At 47.9% G+C, this 24,620-nt stretch carries 11 protein-coding genes; 4 read left to right on the top strand and 7 right to left on the bottom strand.

From position 1 onward, the window contains the following. Positions 1 to 466: 466 nt before the first annotated feature. Both NDA03_RS11335 and NDA03_RS11330 read left to right on the top strand, forming a co-directional pair. Positions 467 to 988: a hypothetical protein gene (locus NDA03_RS11335; protein WP_190425345.1), complete on the top strand. Its 522-nt coding sequence runs from the start codon at positions 467 to 469 to the stop codon at positions 986 to 988. 403 nt (positions 989 to 1,391) lie between these two features. After that, on the top strand, positions 1,392 to 1,844 hold the full coding sequence (locus tag NDA03_RS11330) for an FxLYD domain-containing protein (protein ID WP_348238059.1): 453 nt from the start codon (positions 1,392 to 1,394) through the stop codon (positions 1,842 to 1,844). 618 nt (positions 1,845 to 2,462) lie between these two features. Here the strand turns inward: NDA03_RS11330 and NDA03_RS11325 are convergent. Then, entirely contained in the window at positions 2,463 to 2,696 is a 234-nt protein-coding gene (locus tag NDA03_RS11325) for a hypothetical protein (protein ID WP_190410327.1), read from the bottom strand. Here NDA03_RS11325 and NDA03_RS11320 point away from each other — a divergent pair. Beyond that, positions 2,695 to 10,179 carry an AAA family ATPase gene (locus tag NDA03_RS11320; protein ID WP_348238058.1) on the top strand — a complete coding sequence of 2,495 codons (7,485 nt, stop codon included), beginning with the start codon at positions 2,695 to 2,697 and terminating at the stop codon, positions 10,177 to 10,179. The two genes, NDA03_RS11325 and NDA03_RS11320, sit on opposite strands and share 2 nt — an antisense overlap. Here NDA03_RS11320 and NDA03_RS11315 read toward each other — a convergent pair whose 3' ends face one another. The 4 genes from NDA03_RS11315 to NDA03_RS11300 all read right to left on the bottom strand — a co-directional run bounded on the left by NDA03_RS11315 (position 10,180) and on the right by NDA03_RS11300 (position 19,563). Beyond that, positions 10,180 to 10,470, bottom strand: a complete 291-nt coding sequence (locus NDA03_RS11315; protein WP_190410329.1) for a DUF4242 domain-containing protein — start codon at positions 10,468 to 10,470, stop codon at positions 10,180 to 10,182. A gap of 79 nt (positions 10,471 to 10,549) precedes the next feature. Continuing rightward, entirely contained in the window at positions 10,550 to 17,014 is a 6,465-nt protein-coding gene (locus tag NDA03_RS11310) for an AAA family ATPase (RefSeq protein WP_348238057.1), read from the bottom strand. A 425-nt stretch (positions 17,015 to 17,439) separates the two neighbouring features. Further along, positions 17,440 to 18,279 carry a 2-isopropylmalate synthase gene (locus NDA03_RS11305; protein ID WP_348238056.1) on the bottom strand — a complete coding sequence of 280 codons (840 nt, stop codon included), beginning with the start codon at positions 18,277 to 18,279 and terminating at the stop codon, positions 17,440 to 17,442. 33 nt (positions 18,280 to 18,312) lie between these two features. Continuing rightward, a complete protein-coding gene (locus NDA03_RS11300) occupies positions 18,313 to 19,563 on the bottom strand; it encodes a GNAT family N-acetyltransferase (protein ID WP_348238055.1) in 1,251 nt (416 codons plus the stop codon). A gap of 150 nt (positions 19,564 to 19,713) precedes the next feature. Here NDA03_RS11300 and NDA03_RS11295 point away from each other — a divergent pair, with 150 nt between their 5' ends. After that, a complete protein-coding gene (locus NDA03_RS11295) occupies positions 19,714 to 21,306 on the top strand; it encodes a BamA/TamA family outer membrane protein (RefSeq protein WP_348238054.1) in 1,593 nt (530 codons plus the stop codon). A gap of 84 nt (positions 21,307 to 21,390) precedes the next feature. Here the strand turns inward: NDA03_RS11295 and NDA03_RS11290 are convergent, their stop codons facing one another. After that, the gene (locus NDA03_RS11290; RefSeq protein WP_190687412.1) at positions 21,391 to 22,185 is read right to left on the bottom strand and encodes a class I SAM-dependent methyltransferase; all 795 of its coding nucleotides are present in this window, start codon (positions 22,183 to 22,185) and stop codon (positions 21,391 to 21,393) included. Between the two features lie 144 nt (positions 22,186 to 22,329). Then, positions 22,330 to 24,543 (bottom strand): photosystem I core protein PsaB, encoded by a 2,214-nt coding sequence (psaB, locus tag NDA03_RS11285; RefSeq protein WP_190410332.1) that lies wholly within the window; start codon positions 24,541 to 24,543, stop codon positions 22,330 to 22,332. Positions 24,544 to 24,620 lie beyond the last annotated feature (77 nt).

Below are 24,620 nucleotides of genomic sequence, written 5' to 3'. Positions count from 1 at the left end.
ATAGCGTTCTGGAAGCGTTCGATGTCCCCAAATCCTTACCCTAGGCTATGTATGCATATAACCACTGTGAAATTGATGCGATCGCGTACAGCTCTTTGGGCATGAAAACAGCGTCAGCGTAGCGAAGGCGGAAGCCTATAGCCGACCTGTCGGCTCGTTCGTCGTTCCTGATAACGGATTGCGGCTCGTATACACTGCTTGAGACGGTTAATACAAGACCGGAAAAATAGACTTATGCTGTTGCTTGCTGCACAATCCTAGAAAAATTTATATAGAATTTGCGAGTTACCAAAAAGATTGTTATCGGGCATCTTCGCTTTAACACGAGCGCCAGTGATTTGAGTCACAAAAATGTAAGTTTCCGATCGCATTTAATTGAACGCTTTGCGAACGCTGCTTTGAATAACTTGGTATTTAGTTGAAGCAATTCACTAATTAACAACGCAAATACCAAGGAGCAACTTCTATGATGTCCAACATGAAACGTGTAAAAGTAGCGATCGCATTTTCTGCCACTCTATTATCCACTGCTGCCATTCCCACCGCAGCATTAGCTGGAGATAATAAAGTCTACGCTGGAAGTATGTGTCAGCCTGAGACTTCCGCTTCTAATCAGCAATTTAGTCGTGCAGCTGGACAGTTTTCAGTTCAAGGTACCACATCCATTAACCTACATTGTCCTGTTGTTCGGGACATTACATCAGGGACTGAAAATGGCAGCGCAGGACCTCTTGCTTTTGTGCATGTATTCAGCAGAAACGCTCAGTCTACAACCCTACAGTGCGAGCTGCGGGCTAACCAGCCGAACTCTCTAAGTTTTCAATTCCAGAAATTAACAATCGCACTTAGCGGTGGTGCTACAGGTACTCCGAAGAAGCATGTGTTCAACTTCACGGGACCTGTAGCTCAAACTGCTAACGGAGCTTATGAGGTTGTTTGCTCACTACCACCAGGTACGGGAGTTGCGAGTTACTCCATTGCTGAGTAACTGGGTACATTTGCGAGTCGATTTCCAATGCTCTAATACCATTTTGTTTTCTGTTTGCAACATATAGACTTCTTGCCCCCCGATAAATTGGGGGGCTGGAAGGATCGTTAATGTAGCACCTCACTAGCACCTCACAACCCAAATGAGATAACTAGCAACCTGGGTTAGCAAGGCATTGGAATTTTCTCAACTGCCTTAGCCAAGAGATTACTTTTTATTCCCTCACTATGGCTAGGGTTTTAACACCGGGCGAGCCAATACTGGGTGTTTGAAAAAGCCCAACACTCAAGCTCTGAACTTAGAATTTAGCCTTGAATACTGCCTTGAATTAAATTCAGACTCATCCCTCAAATCTGTTAAGACAGATCAAAACTTTGTTATGTTTTTACCAACTGTTAACACTATGCAAAAAAACCTTACTTTAACAATTTCATTCTGGATTGCTTCGATTTTCTTCAGCAATCATCAATCTTCTGGCAATTCATGGATTACCAATTTCCAAGCTGCGGGTGCCTCAGCTTCCGAGATCGATATGCCCTTTTGCTATATGCAGACATCGGATGGCAGAACCTTAGACCTCACCCAACTATGCGGTCAAAAACCACAAGTCATCATCGCAGACCAAACATCTGATGGGGATATTTTGACGGGTCGCATCATCAACGAAACCCAAAAAATAGTTCATTCGATTGAAGTCACCTATAACGTTGTTGGATTAGATGGCAAGGTGATTAAAAGTAGTTCTGTCAATGCAGAACCCTCCACGCTAAATCCAGGACAAAGCGGCTCTTTCAAAGTTCACACGATTATCGGTGATGGCAAATTGAGAGCAACATCTGTTAATTGGAAAGAGTAACAAGAATGGTGGTGTGCAAATGAAACCACGCAGTTATTTAACCTCAGTGATTGATTGGGTTGAAAACAACAATGCAGGCAAAACTCAGAAATCAGAAAATTTCTGATAGGTTTGCTCTAAAAGTAGTCAATAAGCAAGGGATAGTAGAGCTAAATTTTCTGGACGCGGATATCAGCGATCGCTTTTTCGGGTATTCTCTGAATCCAAGACTTTACTTCTACTGATTCCGTTGTTGCTGTGGTGCAACTGTTACTAAGAGGGCAGTCCAGTTGCACTTTCTTCCCCAAGCCATCATAGAGTTGAGCGATCGCATAAGCACCACCAATATCAGAAGACTCTCTAGGAGGTAGGGTAAACCTACGGAATGGAGGGTCTTATCGTTATCACCTAGTGGTTGTCTAAATGGGGATGACTGTTATTGTGCATTCTGTAGCTCAGAACTAGGAAAATCTCTCGTAGTCAGTATTAGAGATCCCTTAAGCTTGTCGCAGACAGCGCCAGGAGGCTGGTCTTGTCAAGAGAGCCGAAATGATGACTAAATACTTACAGGAGAATGGTCAGTAGTTTGTCAGCTTTCAAGCATCGAATTTTTCAATTTTTTATGCCATCTTGGGGTAATTACAGATGAGCTAACCGATAGGTCGGCGCTAGGCTAACGCCTCGCTTCGCTGTTTTCATGCCCAAAGGGCTGTACGCGATCGCAGCAGGATTCCATCTGCATATTGCCAAGCCTGGAGAATCGGAAAAACTGGTTGAAGCGATTGCTACTCTAGTTAAATCTAGCAGATGAGTCTGAAGCACCATTGGCCTCTGACTATTCTGACGAAGCACGGCTATAGGATCTGTTGACATGACCTTGAAGTTACCCGGATTTACGATTGTCACTTTGCTCAAAGAAGGGATAAAAGCCGTCCTATACCGTGGAATCAGAGTCGAAGATCGGCGTCCGGTGATTATTAAAGAGCTACGTCCAGAGTGCTGTACGCCCAACAATATTGAGCAACTCAGACATGAGTATGCGATCGCCCAACGGTTGAACACCCCCGGAGCAGTTAAAGCCTACGCCTTAGAGGTGCATCAGGGCATTCCTTATCTGATTTTGGAGGATTTTGGCGGGCGATCGCTCGATCGGCTTCTAGAAGACTTTCGAGAGCCGATTCCGTTTTTAAAAATTGCCATTCAAATCACCAATACGATCGCCCAAATTCATAGCCATAGCATTGTCCATAAAAATATTAAACCGCAGAACATTCTCATTAATCTGGAAACGCATCAGGTCAAAATCGCTGACTTCGGGATCGCTGCTTTTATCCCCTACGAACAGCAAATGGTCAGCAGTTCCAGCCAGATTGCAGGCAGTTTGGCTTATCTGTCGCCAGAGCAAACTGGGCGAATGAATCGTGGGATTGACCATCGCAGCGATTTATATTCCTTGGGAGTCACCTTCTATGAAATGCTGACCCGTCAGCTACCGTTTCAGGGCAAAGACCCTTTAGAGTGGGTGCATTGTCATATTGCCCAATCGCCGCCACCACTCACAAAGGTAAGACCGGAGATTGGGCGATCGCTATCTGACATCATCATGAAACTGCTCTCAAAGGTTGCAGAAGATCGCTACCAGAGTGCTTTGGGTTTGCAGTTCGATCTGGAACGATGCCTAAAACAGTTGGAGACAATTGGACAAATTCAATCTTTCCCTTTAGGCGAACAAGATATCTCAGAGCGGTTTCAGATTCCCCAAAAATTGTATGGGCGAGAGCGAGAAATTGCAAAGCTTTTACAAGCATTTGAGCGAGTCGTTAGCCAAGGTACGCCAGAACTTATATTTGTCGCTGGATATGCTGGGATTGGTAAATCTTCTCTCGTGAACGAGATCCAAAAACCCATCGTAAGAGAACGTGGGATTTTTATCTCTGGTAAGTTCGATCAGTACAAACGAGATATTCCTTATTCCACCCTTGTTCAAGCTTTTCAGACGCTCGTTCGGCAAATTTTGACGGAACCTGAAGATAAACTTGCCACTTGGAGAAAGCGAATCCAAGCCGCATTCGGGAATAATGGCAGACTGATTACCGATGTGATTCCAGAAGTTGAACTCATCGTCGGCGAACAACCTCCTGTACCAGACTTGGGACCCGCTGAATCCCAAAATCGATTCAATCTGGTGTTTCAAAACTTTATCAGTATCTTTGCTCAAAAAGAGCATCCATTGGCTGTCTTTTTGGATGATATGCAGTGGGCAGATAGCGCCACTTTGAATTTGATTCAAACCATCGTCACGGGATCAAGTCTCCAGCATCTTTGCTTTATTCTGGCTTTTCGAGATAACGAGGTCGATCTGCTCCATCCCTTCAGTTTGATGATGGAGCAGATTCGTCAAGGTGGGGCAAAAATAACCGAAATTGTTCTCACTCCTCTCAACCTTACTTATGTGAATCAGCTCATTGCTGAAACCCTACATTGTGAGCCGGGACGGTCAGAATCTCTTGCCAAATTAATCGTCCAGAAAACCGATGGCAATCCTTTTTTTGTCAACGAGTTTCTCAAAACGCTGTACCAAGAAAATCTGCTGACGTTCGATCGCAACCATCGCGTCTGGCAATGGAATCAAGCCCAAATTGAAGCCCAAGGCATTACGGATAATATTGTCAATCTGATGATTGGGCGGATGCAAAAACTGCCGCCCGAAACTCAACAGTTGCTCAAGTTAGCTTCCTGTATCGGGAATCGTTTTAATTTAGAAGTTTTAGCAATCGTCGGCGAAACATCTCTTCAGCAAACAGCCAACACACTTTTGGAAGCGGTTCTGAGAGGATTCATCATCCCCACAGAGGCAACTGAAAGCATTGAGAAAAGCTATCGCTTTTACCACGATCGCATTCAACAAGCTGCCTATGCCTTGATCGATGATGAACAAAAGCAAGCGGTTCACCTTACGATTGGGCGACTTTTACTTAAAAGTTTCAATTCTGCTCAACTGGAAGAACAGATTTTTGATTTAGTAAATCAACTTAATCTAGCTGTTGGTTTGATTACTGAGCGGACAGAAAAAGACGAATTAATTCGCCTAAATCTAATTGCTGCTAAGAAGGCAAAAGCCTCCACTGCGTACACACCTGCGAAAAGAATGCTTGCTGTCGCTGCAAATCTTTTAAATGAAGATTCTTGGTTTGACCATTATGAACAAACATTTACTCTAGTTAAAGAACGAGCTGAATGCGAATTTTTAACGGGTAATTTAGAGGAGGCGGAAGCTCTATTTAAGCTTCTATTTATCAAAGCCAAATCTTATATAGACAAAGCGAATATTTATATACTTCAGCTCAGACTTTATCAAGTTGCAGGTAGGTATGAGGAGGCGCTAGCACTCGGATTAGAAGCTTTAAAAATTTTTGGGGTGACTTTCCCGGATTCAGAGGAGCAAGTGCAGGTTGCGATCGCTATCGAAAAAAGCCAGGTATTGGCAAATTTAGGTGACAGACAAGTCTCCGATCTACTCAACGCCCCAACGCTCCAAGATCCAAATCTTAAGACACTCATCGGTCTGCTGACAACTGTAGGGCCGCCTGCTTATCTCGGCAGACCAAGTATTTTTCCGCTAGTTGTACTCAAAGCAGTCAATTATTCCCTGAAGTATGGTAATACGGAAGATTCCTGTTTTGCTTATAGTATGTATGCGATGTTGTTGGTTTCGATCTTTCGGGATATTCCTACGGGGTATGCATTTTCTGAGATGACGATTCAACTGAATGAGAAGTTGAATGACTCAAAACTCAGAGGAACGGTTCTACACATTCATGGCAGTCATATCAACGTTTGGCGGAACCATATTTCTACCGATATTCCATTTTTAGAGCGAGGATTTATCGGTTGTGTGGAAGCAGGTGATGTGACGATGGCTAACTACAACGGCTATCAAGGCTCTTGGCAGATTATTCAGGTAGGAAGTCCACTTCCCGAAACATATAATTTAATTCAAAAGTACGTTAACTTTGCCCAGCAATCTAAGCATGAAGCTGCCTATCAGACGATTAGATTGCAGCAGCAGTTTCTCCTAAATTTACGCGGACTCACCTACCACAAGCTGACCCTAAGTGATGATAGTTTCGATGAATCGCACGCCTTTTCCATCCTTACGGATGCAGGCTTCGTCAGTGGAATTATCTTTTATCACATCATAAAATTAATTTTGTTTTTCACCTACGAACAGTATGAGGAGGCGCTGAATTCTGCCTTACAAGTGTCCGTGTTTCCAGTTACAACCCTGGCATTACCAATCGAAACCGATTATGTTCTGTATCACTCGCTGACCTTGGCGACTCTTTATCCAACTGCATCTTGTGAAGAGCAGGAAGGGTTTTTAGAAACCTTGGAAATCCATCAGCGACAATTACAGGATTGGGCGAGCCACTGCCCTGCTAACTTCTTACATAAGTCTCAATTAGTGGGGGCGGAGATAGCTCGAATTGAGGGTCGGGACATGGAAGCAATGCGCCTGTATGAGCAATCAATTCGCTGTGCCCGCGAGCAGAAATTTGTGCATTATGAAGCCTTGGCGTATGAGTTAGCAGCTAAGTTTTACTTAGATCGGGAGTTTGAAGCGATCGCTAAAACCTATCTGCAAGAAGCCAGGAATGCCTATCGGCGCTGGGAGGCGCTCGGCAAGGTCAAGCAGCTTGAGCAGCTCTATCCGACCTTATTGCCGCAACCGTTGCCGCAACAGCCCCCTGCCTCCAACGAAACGTTTTTAAGCACGGGGGAGCAACTTGACTTTCTATCGGTTGTTAAGGCGTCTCAAACTATTTCTAGCGAAATTGTCTTCTCTCGACTTTTGAAGACATTGATGCAGATTGCGCTTGAGCAAGCAGGAGCCGAACTGGGTTATTTGCTGCTTTTTCACGAGCAGAATCTAGTGATAGAAGTCGAAGCGAAAATAAATTCCCAAGCAGAAAAATTTAATGTTTTTCGACCTGAATTGGCGGGTGAAATTGCATTGCCTCAGTCAGTGCTGAATTATGTGCAGCGAACTCAATCAACTGTGATTTTGCCCGATGCCACAGAGCAGAATCTATTTTCGGAAGACGAGTATGTGATTCAAAAGCAACCGAAGTCTGTACTTTGCTTACCGCTTGCCCGTCAGTCAAACTTGCTGGGAATTTTATATTTAGAAAACAACTTTATCCCAGGCGCTTTTACACACGACAAGCTTTCCGTGCTGGAAATTTTAGCAGCTCAAATTGCCATTTCCCTGGAGAATGCTCGTCTCTATCAAGGGTTAGCACAAAGTCAAGAACAACTTAACCTAGCGTTGAAATCTGCTCAAATCGGTGTTTGGAGTTGGGATATTCTCAACGATCGGTTTGACTGGGATGAGCAGGTTTATCAACTATTTGGAGTCACTCCTGCAACGTTTGTTGCCACCTCAGAAGCCGTGTTGGCTCGTCTGCACCCAGAGGATCGGGAATCGCTCGCCCAATCTTTGAGCCGAGCGATTCACGAAGGCGTGGAACACGATCTGGAATATCGAATTATCCGGGATGACGGCAGCATTCGCTACGCTGCTTGCCGGGGAAGAGCCTTTTTCAACGAAGCGGGCATAGCGACTCGCATGAGTGGTGTTGTAATTGACATCACGGAGCGCAAACAAACTGAAGAATCTCTGCTGATTTCTAAGGCTGCTTTGGAGCAAATGCCCGATGCTGTTGTGTTAACCGATCTGGAGGGAAATATTCAACGTTGGCTGGGCAACGCGGAACAGATTTTCGGCTATACAGCGTCCGAAGCGATCGCTAAACCCCTGAATTTCTTACATCACCCTGACATTGCAGAAACAATGACCGCCCAAATGATCCAGTCTATTCAGGAAACAGGAGGATTTTGTGGTGAAGTTCCCTGTGTGAGAAAAGATGGGTCGAAAGTGTTGATTGAAACAACATCAAAGCTTGTTTACGACAAGGCTGGCAAGCCGCTCTTTTTTGTGGGCATCAACAAAGATATTAGCGATCGCAAACAGGCTGAAGCGGAACGTGCCCAACTGTACGCAGAGCAAACCGCCCGCCTGGAAGCAGAAGCCGACCGGCAGCGAGCAGCGTTTTTAGCTCAAGTCAGTGCCACCCTCTCCTCTTCCCTCGATTATGAAAGCACGCTTGCCAGCGTGGCAAGCTTGGTTGTGCCCTACTTCGCCGACTGGTGCGGCGTAGACCTTCTGCAAGACAACCAATCGATTCATCGAGTCGCCGTTGCCCACCGAGATCCTGAGAAAGTGAAACTCGGCTGGGAACTCCACCAGCGTTATCCCAGACCGTTGGATGCACCGACAGGTGTGCCAAAGGTGTTGCGTACCGGACAAACAGAAATGGTGGCGGAAATTTCAGATGCAGTCCTGGCAGAAGCAGTCAAAGATCCAGAACATCTGCGAATTCTGCGGGAACTGGGCTTAAAGTCCTATATTATCTCACCGTTGATGGCACGGGGGCGGATTCTCGGTGCCATTTCGTTTGTCACAGCTGAATCTGCTCATCGTTTCAACACCGGCGACCTCTCGCTGGCGGAAGATATTGCTCATCGGGCAGCGATCGCTATCGATAATGCCCGCCTCTATCGGGAAGCGCAGCAGGCGCAACAGACGGCGGAGCGGGCAGCAGAGCGAATTGCCCGTCTCCAGTCCATTACCGCTGCCCTTTCAGAATCGCTCACACCCACCCAAGTGTCCGAAGTCATCGTCGAACAGGGCATGGCTGCCTTGGGTGCCAACTATGCTCTAGTGGCATTGCTCAATGAAAGCGGTACTGAACTGGAAATTGTGCGGGCGGTTGGCTATGAAGTGAATCAAATCGATGGCTGGCAACGTTTTTCCATCGACACAGCAGTCCCTCTGGCAGAGGCGGTACGGACTAGACAACCTGTTTGGGGTGAAACGTCACAAAAACGAGCTGCTCGTTACCCTCACCTGGCTGAAGCCTATAGTCAATTTAACTTTGGGACGTGGGTTTCGATTCCGCTGATGGTAGAGGGTCGGGCAGTTGGAGGGCTGTCTCTGGGCTTTACTGAACCACAAGAACTTAACGAGGATGACCAAGCTTTTATCTTGGCACTTGCCCAACAATGCGCCCAAGCGATCGCTCGTTCCCATCTCTACGAAGCAGAACGAACCGCGCGAAGTGCGGCGGAAGCGGCAAACCGGGTCAAAGATGAATTCTTAGCCGTTCTCTCTCACGAACTGAGAACGCCGCTTAATCCGATTCTGGGTTGGGCAAAGCTTCTGCGTAGCCGCAAGTTCGATCCGGCAACGAGCGATCGCGCCTTAGAAACCATTGAGCGCAACGCCAAGTTACAAACCCAATTAATTGAAGATTTGCTTGATGTCTCCCGCATCCTGCAAGGGAAGCTGAGCCTCAACGTCTACCCGGTTGACTTGGTATCGACGATTGAAGCCGCAATCGAGACGGTGCGTTTAGCAGCCGAAGCCAAATCTATCCAGATTCAGACTATCCTCGAACCGGACGTAGGACAGGTTTCCGGTGATGCCAATCGATTGCAGCAAGTCGTTTGGAATCTCCTTGCCAATGCGGTTAAGTTTACTCCGGCTGGGGGACAGGTCGCGATCGCATTAGAGCAGGTCGAAGCGCAGGCGCAAATCCGCGTAACTGACACAGGTAAGGGGATTGCACCTGAGTTCTTACCCTATGTCTTTGATTATTTCCGTCAGGAAGATGGTACCACCACCCGAACCTTTGGGGGATTGGGTCTAGGGCTGGCAATCGTCCGCCATCTCGTAGAACTTCACGGCGGCACTGTAAGTGTATCAAGTCCGGGTGAAGGACAAGGTGCAACTTTCCTAATTAAGCTTCCCTGTTTGCAGAATGATAGAGAAAGGCAGTCGGATGAAAAAGACAACCTCTCAGTTCTGACTTTTGACTCCTTACCTTTGTCTGGCTTACAAATTCTCGTGGTGGATGATGATGCAGATATGCGAGAGTTTTTGTGCTTCCTGTTGGAGCAATATGGTGCAACTGTGACCTCCGTAGCCTCAGCCGTTGCAGCGCTGACAGCACTAAGCCAATCCCAGCCAAATGTCATCATCAGCGATATTGGAATGCCAGAAATCAATGGCTATATGTTGATGCGAAAGGTGAGGAGTCTGAAACCAGACCAAGGAGGAAACATTCCAGCGATCGCGCTGACTGCCTATGCTGCCGAGATGGATTACCAACAAGCGATCGCCGCAGGATTTCAACAGCATATTCCTAAGCCTGTGGAGCCAGAGGCATTGGTGAAGGCGATCGCATCATTACTGTTTCTTCAACCTGAAAGTGAGACTACAAAGGTTTTTTGATTAAGAGCAATTAGACAGGGTTGATACATTTGATCCAACAGATGGTTCCAAAATATCAACTGTCCAGATCCGGGCGAAGGGTAAGCCAGCTTTCCGAAAAGACTTCCGCACAGTCTCAGCATCAGGTGCCTCAAATTCGCAAATTACTTTAGCGCGATCGCGTGCCATCATTGAGCGAATCCAATGAACATTGTGTGCCCTGTGACAAGGTATTCCGATCTCAAGATCGTGGTTCCACTTCTGTTCGGTGATCGGTGGCTCAAATATCTTTTCTACAAGGACACGAACCATATTTTCCTCCTGATTGATTGAGCAATTTAGGTTTTTAAATACAGGACTTACGCACTGAAAACTTGAAGCCTAGATTCCCCTAACCCCCCGATAAATTGGGAGGAACTGGAAAAGTCTCCTTTTTTAAGGGGGACGCAAGGGGGATCTCTGCGTTAGTCCTCAGCTCCTGCGGTAAGCGATTGATGGCAGTTTGGGCACGAACGCTCAAGACGCGAGGGTCAATTTGGTACTGTAAGCTTTGAAATAGCTCTGCTGCACGCTTTTGTTCGCCTAAAGCTAACTTTCCCCGAATGAGTGCAGCCCAAGCTAGGGCAATTTCACTGGGATGATCTACAATTTGCGCGGCATGAAGTGCTTCTTGAGCGCGGGCGATCGCTAATTCAACGCGACCCCTTTCCAAATCCCTTGCCGCTGCAAAGCTCAGGATATAAGCTAGCATTCGGTTCGCATCGATCCGACGCAGGGTGGATAATGCTGGCTCAAGTGCATCTTCAGCGCCCATTTCTCCGATAACATAACGGGCGAGCGAACTCAGGGCAACGGCGAATGGGCCTTCGCTGCCTTCACCACTAATTTTTGTGGCAACTGCTGCCAGTTCTTCGGAGTAAGCGATCGCCTCTGTCGGATTGCCCGCTTCTAACTCGGTCATTGCCAGATAAGTCAAACAAGCAGACTCTCGCCAGCGATCTTGTTCCGCTTGCGCCATTCGCCATGCTTGTTCCAAAAGAGAACGCGCCGCCGGGAAATCCGCTGCATGACGGCGCACGCATCCCAGACCACAGGGAATATCGATAATTTCAAGTCCCACTCTCGCGGCAAGCGGCTGTGCTTCTAGCAACAGCGCCTCAGCACGGGGCATCTCGCGTTCGGTTTCGGCGAGGCACCAACCGCTGTGAGCTAGCATTCGGGCGGTGGTCGCCGGACTTGCCAATCGTCCTCGTTCTACTGCTTGGAGGGAGTGTTCCCGAACACCCATGAGATTACCTCGCTCGTAGTTCAGCACGATCAAAGCTTCTAGCGCGATCGCTTCTTCATCCTTCAAACCAAGGGCGCTGGCTTCGGCAATCAATTGATGCAGGTTATTTTCGAGTTGGGGGATTTGATTTCTGGTAACTCCTGCCAGAACGTAGACTTTTAGCAACCCGATGTGAAGTCGAACCCGTAAAGTCTTTTCAAGGTTCTGGCAATGCTGAATTCCCCGTTGAGCCAGTTCCGATGCTTCTGAGTAGGCGAACTGGCGCAAGCAACGTTCGGCAGCTGCCTGGAAAGCTGAGGCGGCTAAGGAATCATGACCGCCCAATGATGCATGATGCGCGACATCGCTGGCTAGGGCGTTGTCAGGAACCGAGAGACGATTCAAAGCCTGGGCAATCTGCAAATGCACTAATTTACGGCGGGGTTCTGACAACTGGTGATAAGCGACTTTCCGCACAACATCATGAGCAAAGTCATAGCCAGTTTCGTTATTTAATAAAGCTCCTGGACGGATAATCCCCTGCCGCTCCAGTTCTTCCACGGCTAAAAGTAATTTAGAGAGCGGATAGTCGGCAACCCGTGCCACGATTGTCGGATTGAAACTTCGTCCCAATGCAGCTGCCCAAGGTAAAAGTTCTCGCGCCGGTTCGTCGAGTTGCCGCAATCGGTCTTGAATCAAGGCTTCCAGATTGTCAGAATAAGCAGTGTCATGCTGGGCTAGGGCACGAGCCACTTCTAGAGCGAATAGGGGATTCCCGCCACTATCCACAAAGACGCGGTTGCCATCAACATCGATATTCACCGAGCGAGTCAGCTGAACCACTTGCGCTTGATTTAATAGTGGCAGTGAGATGGTTTGCACCCGCTCCTCCCGCCGTAGCGCTTGCACCAGCTTACACACAGGCACATTATCTGATAACTCGCGTTGACGAGCCGAGAGGGCAAACCGAACGGAGGAGTGACCCAGCAGGCGGATTGCATAATGCAGGAGAGCCGTAGATGCCTCGTCCAGCCACTGAATATCATCTAGGATAATGACGGTTCGTTTGCCATTGCTCGAAAGTTGGGAGAGCAGGTTCACCACTGCATCGAATAGCTGAGAGCGATCGCCCGGATCTCTTCTTCCCTCCACTTCTGGAAACAGGGAACTCAGTTCTGCTGGCAATTGCGATCCTGAATCACGAGCGATCGCCCGCAGTGCATCAATCCAAATTCCATAAGGTCGCAGCATTTCCGCCTCAAATCCGCGTCCCCAGAGTACGCGACCGTTGCTCGTGACAACGGCAGCAAGTTCTTCCAGCAGGCGCGTCTTCCCAATTCCCGATTCGCCAACCAGTAAAAGGATTTCTGAAACGACCATCCGGGTATCGGATGCCATCCAATTACAGATTGTCGCCCATTCCCGCTCTCGCCCGATTAGGGGAGCCAAGAATCGGGGCTGATTCTCTCCCCGGCTCCCAGTTTCCACTGCCCCCAGCGCCTTCAATGCAGCCTTTTGGGCGTCTGTTAATCCGGTGACTCCGGTGATGTTCATTCCCTCATAAGGTCGATCCGCCCTTAAGGTTTTTACACACTCACCCGTCTGCACATCCCAAAGCTTAATCGTTTCATCCTGGCTGCCACTCGCGACCCTGCGGCTATCAAGGCTGAAGATTACTGACCAGACTAAATTGGTGTGTCCCTGCAAGGTATGAAGACAAGAACCGTTTTGGACATCCCAAAGCTTTACCGTTTGGTCGCTACTGGCACTGGCAAGGATTTGACCATCTGGACTAAAAGCAACTGACCAAACTCGGCTGGTGTGTCCGGTCAATGTACGTCGGCACTCTCCTGTCCGCACGTCCCATAACTTAATACTGTGGTCGCCACTTCCACTCGCTAAGGTTTGACCATCTGGGCTAAAGACAACTGACCAAACCCAATTGGTATGTCCCTGGAATGTCTGAGAGCATTGTCCTGTTTGGACATCCCAAAGTTTCACCGTTTGGTCGTAACTGCCACTCGCCAGAGTCTGACCATCCGGACTGAAAGCGATCGCGCAAACCCAACTGGCGTGTCCCTGCAAGGTACGTTGGCAAAGCCCTGTGTCAATATTCCAAAGCTTCACCGTCTGGTCATCACTACCACTGGCAAGGGTTCGACCATCGGGGCTGAAGGCAACTGACCAAATCCCGCAAGTATGCTCTTGCAACGTGCGTTGGCATTGTCCCGTTTCAAGATCCCAAAGCTTCACCATTTGGTCGCCACTCCCACTGGCGAGAGTGCGACCGTCTGGGCTAAAGGCAACAGCCGAGACTGAGCTGGTGTGACTTTGCAAGGTTTGAACGCATTTCCCCGTACCGAGATCCCACAATTTAACGGTGCGATCGTCGTTCCCACTTGCCAAAATGCGACCATCCGGACTCAACGCCAGCGATCGCACTCGGTTCGCATAACCCTGTAAGGTTCTGCGACATTGACCCGTGGGAGCGTGCCACAGCTTCACAGTATGGTCGCCACTACCGCTTGCCAGGATTTCTCCATCCGGGCTGAATGCCACCGACCGCACCCAATTTTGGTGCCCCCATAATGTTTGGTAGCATTCCCCAGTCCGAACTCGCCACAGCTTCACGCTGCGGTCTTCGCTGCCACTCGCTACCGTTTGACCATCCGGGCTGAAAGAAAGCGATCTCACCCAGTTTCCATGCCCTTTGAGGGTTCGGCGGCATTCCCCCGTCTTAAAATTCCAAAGTTTAATGGTGCGATCGCTACTACTGCTGGCTAAGGTTTGACTATCCGGGCTAAAGGCGACTGACCAGACTCGCTCAGCGTGTCCTTGTAGTGTTTGATAACATTGACTGGTTTTAAGATCCCACAGTTTAATCGTGCGATCGTCGCTGCCAGTTGCCAGGGTTTTTCCGTCAGGGCTGAATGCTACCGATCGCACCCAATTTTCGTGACCCTGAAGCGTTTGGCAGCACTGTCCTGACTGGACATCCCACAACTTGACCGTTCGATCCTCACTCCCACTGGCTAAGGTTTGACCATCCGGACTAAAGGCGACCGACCAGACCTGATGGGCGTGTTCTTGCAAAGTCTGGAGACATTGTCCTGTCTTGAGATCCCACAGTTTAATCGTTTTATCATCGCTGCCACTCGCCAGGATATTACCTTGAGGACTAAAAGCGACCGACCAAACCCAATTGGTATGTCCCTGGCAGGTCAGTAAATTTTTCCCATCTGCTACTCTCCACACCCGTACCTCGCGGTTCGTATCCCCGGTCGCTAGAAGTTGTCCGTCTGGACTAAAAGCAACGGCAAGGGCAAAGCTCAAGGGTTCTGTAAACACTGTTTTAGAGAGGTCGGCATCAGCAAGATTGACCTGATGTAAATTCACTTCTCGTAAATCAGCCTGCCAGAGGGTGAGATGGGAGAAGTCATAACCTGTTAAGTCTTTTTGCAATTGAACGAGCAGATTGAGGATATTGCCACCTGCATATCCGGGTTGTCTCGACCATTCATTTCGTAGCTTTGAAAGCAGTTGAGTCAAATGACGCTCAACGTTGTATTGCCCGTGCAGTCGGGTCATTAAAGTGTTTAAAACGGTTTTAACAATTTGTTGAATCTGAATCTCTCGGATATAGTCTTTGCCCTGAGGCTTGAGCAAGGCGTGGCTGTGCAGGATGGAAATCAGGGGTCTCTGGTTTTCTGCTAACAATTCCCCATTTCCGACTTCTAAATGTTGAATTTCTTCACAGACTTGGGCAATCAATCGCTCAGTGATGTACTCCATCACCACAGGTTGCTGGGTATAGCTGCCTGACTGCTTTTCGATCAGCGATCGCCAACTGAGAGAACCCAATGCTTCCAGTAGGTCTGCACGAGAAACGGTGGGAACGATATCCTCTGCCAATTCCGAGAAGGTTGTCCATTCTCGATTAATGGCAAGCCAAAACATAATTGTTTTTTCTAGGGGAGAGCATCGCTGACACTGCTGGTCTAGTAGTCTGTGAATCCCATTAAAAATCGTGGTATTTTGAGCGAGAAAATCTTGGATCTTGCCATCAAAAACATCTTGAATGGAAGTGGCAACAATCTTCAATGCCAAAGGATTACAGCCGTAGAACTGACACAAATGCTGTTGCTGTGCTTCAGTTCCTATCAATCCTTTTGCTTGAATGAGTGCTTGCGCTGCCTCTGGCGAGCCGCTCAGTTGCAAGGTTCGCACAGGTAAAGCTGAATTCCCATCAACTACACCTTCTAAGATGCCCACCTCAGCAGGCTTCTCCCGACTGGTCAGCACCAGGCAACTTTGATGAGCGGTTTCTGCGATCGCTCGCAGCAGTTCCCCGTAGCCTTCATATCCCGGACGATACTGCCCCGGACAACTGACCTGAAAAAGGGTTTCTGCATTGTCTAGAACGATTAGGCAGCGAGAATTTCGCAGCCAATATATCAGTCGTTCAAGCTCACTGCCTGTCTCTTGTTGTTCCGACAGAAAAGAGATCGAGTCGTGCAAAAGAGTTTCTAGGGTGGGAGCATTTCGTAGCGATCGCCAAATTACAAAATCAAATTCTCCCTGGATTTCCTGCGCTAGTTTGGCGGACAAGGCAGTTTTCCCAATTCCACCCATGCCTAATAAGACAACTAGCCGACAGCGATACTGTAAAATGCACTGCTTGAGCGTGTTTAGCTCTTCTGTCCGTCCGTAAAATAGGCTTACATCGATGATTTCGCCCCAATCGCAACGAGGTTGCCTGTCGTTTTGACTGGGTGTATTTAATTCAGAATTTGTATTGAGTAATTCAGAGCTTTTTTCTCGACTGATTATCCCTTCAGAATCTTCATTCAGCAGGCGATCGTAGAGGTCGCGGGTAATCGGACTAGGATCGATTCCTAACTCTTCTCGTAAAAGCGTCATGCAGCGGTGGTAGATTCGCAAGGCACTCGCGCGATCGCCATTAAGCGCGTGCAGTTGCATCAAGTCACCATAAGTTGCTTCGTTGAGCGAGTCAACTTCTAACAACTGCTGGGCATAGCGCATCGCCGTCCGGATATCCCGTTGCTCCTTTAACAGGCGAACCAACCATTCCAATCCTTGGATAAAAATTTGTCGCAGTCGTTCCTGTTCTGGAAAAATCCATTCGTCGTAACAGTTGGGCAGTAAATCCCCCTGATAGAGGGCTACCGCCTGCTCTAACAGGGTTCGGACGGTTTTCCGGTCAGCCGCTCGTTCTGCCTCCTCCGCTTGAGCCACTGTCCGCTCAAACTCTGCAACATCTAACGTAAAAGGTGCATCTGAGCGCCACTGTAGCGTTTTTGTATCTACTTCAATGAATCGATCCGCGTCCGGCAAAACCCGCCGTAAGTGGTGCAGTTCTCTTCTTAGGTTCGTTCGGGCTTGCTCGTCTGTTGAGTCAGCCCAAAACAGGGAAGCCAGCCGCTGACGAGGCTGAGGCGTGCCCCTGTGCAGCACCAGATATGCCAGCAACGATTGCGATCGCTCCCCGCTCACGTCTGTCACCGGCTTTTCGTCATAAGTTAGGCGAAAGCCACCTAGCAATACGATCTCTAAAGTAGGCAGCATCATATTTTTACTCTGCCCGTCCATTTGGTACTCAGTCTATAACTTTTCGCAGTTTACTGACAGCTGCTTGCGATCGCGGTTAATACTCATCAACTTATAACTGCTCTTTGTCAGTATTGTTAGAAATAAATTATTAAATTCCGATAAAAAGCCGTTTGGGGCATTCTTGTCTTAAACCTCAACTTTCCAGTAAGTAAGGATTGCTATTTTTATAAAAATATTTTCCCGCCCCCTTCATTGATTATTGTTGCCATATCCTCTTCTGATAGGTTTTTTGGTTATATATAATACCTGTTTTTTCCAAGTTTTTTATTTGGGTTTATTTTAGCTGCCTTTAAATAGTTGAACCGTGTTAATTATTCACGAAATATTCATTGGCATATATTTGGAGACATTAAAGTTAAAATGATTAACAAATAACTTTATTCTCACTTTACAAGTTTAGAGATTTTAGCAACTAACTCCGAGGCTCGACCTATTAAAGATTTCTCAACATCAACGCTATAATTTGGATGATTAATAATTGCATTTACGACTTCTCCCAAGTCAGCATTCCCTTTCCTGGCTCCCAGTCCATTAATCGAGCATTCAATTTGCCTGACACCCCAACTGAGAGCTGCGATTGAGTTCTCTACGGCTAATCCCATATCATCATGACAGTGGACAGAAATCGTAGCCCGATCGATATTTGACACCCGATTAAAGAGCATATTCAGCAACCCTGAGAATTCTATTGGCGACGATAAACCAAGGCTGTCAGGGATACTGATTGTTCTGGCACCGCTTTTGATGGCTGTTTCAATTGCTTTGCAAAGAAAATCCGGTTGGCTTCGAGGAGCGTCAAAGGCACTCCACTCTACATCCGCGCAGTAATTTCTGGCAAGTCCAATAGAATCGTGTATCGCTTCTAAAGTTTGTTCTTCAGCCCAAGTTGATTGATGCTTCAAATTAACTTGGGTGTAAATGTGAATTCTGCCTCGTCCCGCTGGTTTAATTGCTAAAGCAACGTCCATCACTTCATTCGGTTTAGAATTTGCTAATCCACAAATGGTTGAGTGTTTGATTTGTTTGGAAACAAGAAAAATTTCATCAAAATCTTTCTGGATAGCTCCTGGATATCCCACTTCAATGACATCAACCCGCATCTCCTCTAGAAGCTTGGCAAGCTGGACTTTTTGATGAATATCCATTTTGATACCGGGCGCAAGTTCTCCATCCCGCATTGTAGTGTCGAAGATGATAATTTTTGGTAAAGATGGTTGTGCCATAGCCGGTTTTTTTCTGCATTTTTAGGTAAGCAGTTAGTAATTTTGACCAATCATTTGCTGCCAATCACTTTTCAAGATGCCGTATTGTTCGATATCTTCCAAGGTTTCTCCTTTCCGTAAATGTTGACGGAGACATCCCTCATACTGCATCCCAAGTTTTTGCATGACTCGTCCCGAACCTGGATTTCGCGAAAAGTGAGACGCATGAATGCGGTGCAATTTAAGCTCCTCGAAGCCGTATTGCAGTAGAGCTTTTGCTGCTTCAGTACAGTAGCCTTGTCCCCAGTAGGGCTTGCCAATCCAGTAACCCATCTCCGCATTGTTCTGTTTGGCATTAATCATCAGATTAACCGTCCCACAGAGTTCTCCAGTTTCCCGCAACGCGATCGCTTGCGTGATGGCTTTCTTTTCCTTAAATGCTGCCAAATGAGCCTTAATCCACGCTTGAGCCATCCCATCTTCGTAAGGATGAGGAATTAGTGTTGTATCAGCAATTTCGCGAGCGCTGGCGAAGCGTTGCACATCAGGAGCATCTGCCAAGGTGAAAGGACGGAGCGTTAACCGTTGTGTTTGAATGGTGGGTGGTTGTATCTCTGACTCCGACTCAGCAGAACGAGATCCACCAAACACGGCAAAGCTGTAATGCTTATACCAGCAGTCTACATTCTGAAAACCGGCTGCTTCCAACCATTGGATTTGAGCGTCGAGAGGTGCTAGCCGATCGTAGGTCATCCGATGTTGAGCGGCGTGGAGATGCTCCTCGGAGATCCCGCGATCGCGCACGGTATTCAGCCATTGTTGTTGATAAAATTGCTCCAGTTGGGGTGTTCTGCCTAAAACTTGATCGGCGTTGATGAACATCCCTCCAGGTTTGAGGGCATCATAAATCCGCTGATAAAGATGCTGCTTCTCGGAATCAGACAGATGATGAATCGATAAGCCGGAGATAATCAGGTCATAGGAATCGCTCAAATCTGTCTTAACGTAGTCTCCAATCCAGATTTTGGGAGATTTTCCCATCTGCTGGAATCGAGCCTTTGCCTGCTCTAACATCTCAGTCGCGAGATCCAGCAGTGTAAATTCAGCATTCGGAAACACTGCCTGAACCATGCCTGAGTAAAGTCCCGTCCCTGCACCTAAATCGAGAACGTTTAGGGCTGCTGTGCGGTCAAATGGGATAACCTGAATGGCTGTTTGGTAAAAGTCATCAAAACAGGGAATCAGGGTGCGTCGGAGCTTGTCGTACTCAGTTGCTGCTGTGTTAAATGCCTGTTGAATACTCATATCCTTGACGTTTACTTCGTTGTTACTGATACCATTTCACTTGATATCTGCAATAGATTCCGTCTGTTGCCCGCCTCAAAAGCCAGTCCTCGCTAAGGATACAAGCCAATGAGCCAAGCACAATGGTAGCCAGCCGATTAAGCTAATTTTATGGGTCTTAAAACATTTGCAATTTTGATGGTGGCAACGCTGGGAATCTGGGAAACAAAAGGAGCGCTCGCATCCTCCCCACCCGCTGCACAGACGACTTCGGGCGATATGGCGACATCGGCACCCCTTGAGGATGCTGCGACTCCAGCCGTAACCCAGGTGACGCCAGGATTGGCTCAGACAGCAAATCCCATTCCTGTTGTTGAATATGATGCCAAATACGGTGATTATCTGCCACAAACGATACCGCCAGTGTCCAGTGGGGAGGGCGTCCAGACTGCTGAGGTTGCCTCCAGAATTGTCAAAGATGTGCAGATCCGCTTTGTTAATAACAAAGGGGAGTCAGTCGATAACCAGAATCGACCGATACCCAGTCGCACCAAAAAAGATTTTATTATTGGCGAACTGAAACTCAAGCCGGGTGAGGTATTTCGTGAGGATTTGCTTCAGGAAGACTTGCAGCGATTGAGGCGATTAGAGTCTTTTGAGGATGTCAATGTTGTTGTGGAGGAAGCCACCGACGGGGTTAACATCATCTACGACATCCAGGAGAATCGCTTTCCTTCTATCACATTAGGGGGTGGCAATAGCGGTGACATCGGGCTTTACGGTTCGGTAAGCTATCGAGATGCCAATATCAACGGTGTCAACGATCGCTTAGCTGCCAAACTTCAAGTGAGTGGTAAGGATGTCCAGTTTAATACCCAGTTTACTAGCCCTTATCGGGCTGGGGAGCCAAACCGCTTGGGGTATAGCGTTAGAGCGTTTCGCAATCGGGATTATTCCCGCACCTTCACCGATGAAATCGAGTTGCCCAATGGGGACAGTACACGGGAAGGACGATTTGGCGGCGGTGTGGCGGTGTTGCGTTCTTTTAATGGCTGGGATGGATCGTTGGGTTTGAACTACACCCGGATTAGTACCCGCGATGCTGATTTCAATATTGCACGGGTGGATGAATTGGGGAATCCGCTATCTGTCAGCAAAACTGGCATTGATGACTTGGTAACGGTGTCGTTCGGTGTGGCGAGAGATCGGCGCGATCGCCGTTCCAATCCGACTCAGGGTTCGCTGCTAACCCTCACCACGGAACAGTCGATTCCGATTGGGTTGGGCAGTATTTTGAGTAACCGAGTGCGAGCGAATTATATTCAATATGTCCCAGTCAGCTGGATTGGCAAGGGTAGGGAAACCGAAAATCCAGAAATGGTGGCTTTCAATTTGCAAACTGGGACAATACTTGGCGAATTTCCTCCGACTGAAGCGTTTAATCTTGGCGGATTCAATTCTGTGCGCGGCTATGGTTCTGGTAAAGTCGCTAGCGGTCGCAGTTATGCCTTGGCTTCAATCGAATATCGCTTCCCGATTTTGCAGTGGCTGGGAGGGGTTGTCTTTGCTGACTATGGCTCAGATTTGGGGTCTGGTGACACGGTGCTTGGGCAACCGGGTTTGCTGCGCGGTAAACCGGGGAGTGGTTTTGGTTACGGATTAGGATTGCGGATCAAGTCCCCGTTTGGTTTAATTCGCAGCGATTTAGGCATTAGCGACCAGGGAGAAGTCCGACTTGAAGTAACCACGGGTCAGCGCTTTTGATGGAAAGGGGATATTTGGGCGATCGCGTTTAAGTCACCTAAAAGAGCGATCGCTTTGTACGCTGCTACCAAAGGCTTGCGATCATCATTCAGAGGATTTTGCCAAGGGTTTTCTAGCGACAAACAAGTAGTTTTGACAGACTACAGAGAAAGGATATGCCAAAATGTCATCTAAAAAATCCCAACTCCATGCCAGCAGTGGGAAATTTCCGATTGCTTTGGGAAATACGCCCCACATATTTCTGGGTAGAAAACCATAACGCTGGACTTCTAGAACCTCAAATCCGGTTTCTTGGCAAAGCGTTTTGATTGACTGGCGAGTATAACGATATTGATGATGATATTTGTTAGGCAACCGGGAAGCGATCGCTTCAATCAGACTAAACTGATTCGGAAAATGGTAACAGATAAAAACGCCACCTGGTTGGAGCAAACGGAAGATTTCCCGTAAGCTGGTAATTTCATTTCCTCCAGTCTCTCTGACATGCTCTAAAACCCCTACAGATACGATTGCATTGAATTTATTATCTGGATAGGGAATGGCTGTTGGATCTTCAGCACTCCCTTTTCTAAATTCATAAGTTGAGCTGTTTAGAGTTTCCCGAACACAAAAGTCCTCAAAAGCAAATCCAGAGGTTTTATAGCCAGCCTTTACTAAGAAATAAGAAAAATGACCGTTCCCACAACCCCAATCTAATACTTCACTTCCTTTAGGAACATATTTTAAAAAAATTTTATATAGCCGAAGATATTGATTAGCACTGATTAAGCTTCTAAATTGCCACAAACTACAATTACTATTTTGCTCTTGAATCTTTATTAGCTCATGGGTGATGCCATTAATGTTTAAGTTACTCACAGTTGCTATTTTATTAGACATTTTATATAAAATACTTCGCCGTTTTAAGCTACATTTTCCTTGAGAATTTTAGCCAAGACAATCTTATAAAAAAATCCCCTACCAGAAGGCAGGGGATTTTGTTTTAATTACCTAAAATGCATTGATTCAGCGAACTACAGGAGATCAACCAAATTTACCAGCAGTAGAGGCAATCAGGAAGGCGGCGTAGGTCAAGACATAGCCAACTGCAAAGTGAGCTAGACCAACCACGCGACCTTGGACGATGGACATAGCAACCGGCTTGTCCTTCCAACGAACTAAGTTCGCCAGAGGAGTGCGCTCGTGTGCCCAGACAAGGGTTTCGATCAACTCTTGCCAGTAACCACGCCAAGAGATCAGGAACATGAAACCAGTAGCCCAAACTAGGTGTCCGAACAGGAACATCCAGTCCCAAACCGCCAGGTTATTCATGCCGTAGGGGTTATACCCGTTGATCAACTGAGCGGAGTACAGCCAGAGGTAGTCGCGCAGCCAGCCCATGAGGTAAGTAGAAGACTCATTGAACTGAGCCACGTTGCCTTGCCAAATGCCCAGATGCTTCCAGTGCCAGTAGAAGGTTACCCAACCAATGGTGTTCAGCATCCAGAACGCAGCGAGGTAGAAGGAATCCCACGCGGAGAGTTCGCAAGTACCGCCACGACCGGGGCCGTCGCAAGGGAAGGCGTAGCCGAAGTCCTTTTTATCGGGCATCAGCTTGGAGCCACGAGCATCCAACGCACCCTTGACCAAAACCAGGGTGGTGGTGTGGATGGCGAGGGCGAATGCGTGGTGAACCAAGAAATCGCCAGGGCCAATTGTCAAGAACAGAGAGTTCGTACCGTTGTTGATAGCATCGAGCCAACCGGGAAGCCAAGGGCCACCAGCCATTGAGGCAACGCTATCAGGATTAGACAGGAGAGTATCCAAGCCGTAGAGGACTTTTCCGTGAGAAGCCTGAATGAACTGGGCAAATACCGGCTCAATCAGAATCTGCTTTTCGGGAGTCCCGAAGGCAACCACAACATCGTTGTGGACGTACAGACCTAGGGTGTGGAAGCCTAGGAATAGGGAGACCCAGCTCAGGTGCGAGATGATCGCTTCTTTGTGCTGGAGTACTCGATCGAGGACGTTACCTCTATTTTGTTCTGGGTCGTAGTCACGTACCCAGAAGATACCTGCGTGGGCAAATGCTCCCAGCATCAGGAAACCAGCAATGTACTGGTGGTGTGTGTAGAGCGCTGCTTGAGTTGTGAAGTCTTTCCCGATGAATGCATAGGGAGGCATCGCATACATGTGCTGCGCTACCAGGGAAGTAGCAGTTCCCAGCGCTGCCAGGTGTATAGACAACTGGAAGTGCAAAGAGTTGTTGTAGGTGTCGTACAACCCTTGGTGAGGTAGGTTGAATTGACCTTCAGTCTTGGTGCCAAAGAAGTTTTTGGCGTTCAGCATATCTCTGATGCTGTGACCAATCCCAAAGTTAGTCCGGTACATATGACCGGCGATGATGAAGATGACTGCGATCGCCAAGTGGTGATGAGCCATATCCGTCAGCCACAGCGATTGTGTCTGGGGATGGAAGCCACCCAAGAACGTCAGAATCGCTGTTCCTGCACCTTGAGAGGTACCGAACACATGACCAGCAGCCTCTGGGTTCTCAGCGTAGACGCCCCAGTTGCCGGTGAAGAACGGTCCCAAGCCTGCGGGGTGAGGCAGCGTTGTCAGGAAGTTATCCCAACCTACGTGCTGACCGCGAGATTCGGGAATCGCAACGTGAATCAAGTGACCTGCCCAAGCCAAGGAGCTAACGCCAAACAGACCTGCCAGGTGGTGGTTCAGCCGAGGCTCGGCACTCTTGAACCAAGAAAGGCTAGGACTGAACTTGGGCTGTAGGTGCAGCCAGCCTGCAAACAAGAAGACTGCAGACAGGACAATTAGGAACACTGCACCTTGGTACAGATCATTATTTGACCGCATACCGATGGTGTACCACCAGTGGTAAACACCTGAGTAGGCAATATTCACTGGAAAAGTCGCACCACCTTGAGTAAAGGCATCTACTGCCGGTTGACCAAAGTGGGGGTCCCAAATCGCGTGAGCGATAGGACGCACATTCAACGGATCTTTAATCCACTGTTCAAAATTACCTTGCCAGGCGACGTGGAACAGGAGGCTAGAGGCCCACAGGAAGATAATTGCCACATGACCGAAGTGAGTAGCGAAAATCTTTTGATAAAGATTTTCTTCCGTCATGCCATCATGGCTTTCAAAGTCGTGAGCCGTTGCAATCCCGTACCAGATCCGACGTGTAGTCGGGTCCTGAGCGAGGTCTTGGCTAAATTTGGGGAATTTTGTCGCCATAGTCTCCTCAATTATCAGTGCTGAGTGCTGAGGACTCAGAGCATCATACTCTTTACTCAGCACTCGTTACTCAGGCT

It is taken from the genome of Trichocoleus sp. Lan, from assembly GCF_039961855.1.
Taxonomy (GTDB): domain Bacteria; phylum Cyanobacteriota; class Cyanobacteriia; order Cyanobacteriales; family FACHB-T130; genus FACHB-T130.
The sequence above is the reverse complement of the archived record's forward strand: the minus strand, read 5'-3'. Positions and strand labels throughout refer to the sequence as shown.

Excerpts from the sequence above, each read along its gene's own strand:
- NDA03_RS11335 (WP_190425345.1), top strand. The coding sequence starts at position 467 with ATGATGTCCAACATGAAACGTGTAAAAGTAGCGATCGCATTTTCTGCC.
- NDA03_RS11330 (WP_348238059.1), top strand. The coding sequence starts at position 1,392 with ATGCAAAAAAACCTTACTTTAACAATTTCATTCTGGATTGCTTCGATT.
- NDA03_RS11320 (WP_348238058.1), top strand. The coding sequence starts at position 2,695 with ATGACCTTGAAGTTACCCGGATTTACGATTGTCACTTTGCTCAAAGAA.
- NDA03_RS11325 (WP_190410327.1), bottom strand. The coding sequence starts at position 2,696 with ATGTCAACAGATCCTATAGCCGTGCTTCGTCAGAATAGTCAGAGGCCA.
- NDA03_RS11315 (WP_190410329.1), bottom strand. The coding sequence starts at position 10,470 with ATGGTTCGTGTCCTTGTAGAAAAGATATTTGAGCCACCGATCACCGAA.
- NDA03_RS11310 (WP_348238057.1), bottom strand. The coding sequence starts at position 17,014 with ATGATGCTGCCTACTTTAGAGATCGTATTGCTAGGTGGCTTTCGCCTA.
- NDA03_RS11305 (WP_348238056.1), bottom strand. The coding sequence starts at position 18,279 with ATGGCACAACCATCTTTACCAAAAATTATCATCTTCGACACTACAATG.
- NDA03_RS11300 (WP_348238055.1), bottom strand. The coding sequence starts at position 19,563 with ATGAGTATTCAACAGGCATTTAACACAGCAGCAACTGAGTACGACAAG.
- NDA03_RS11295 (WP_348238054.1), top strand. The coding sequence starts at position 19,714 with ATGGGTCTTAAAACATTTGCAATTTTGATGGTGGCAACGCTGGGAATC.
- NDA03_RS11290 (WP_190687412.1), bottom strand. The coding sequence starts at position 22,185 with ATGTCTAATAAAATAGCAACTGTGAGTAACTTAAACATTAATGGCATC.
- psaB (WP_190410332.1), bottom strand. The coding sequence starts at position 24,543 with ATGGCGACAAAATTCCCCAAATTTAGCCAAGACCTCGCTCAGGACCCG.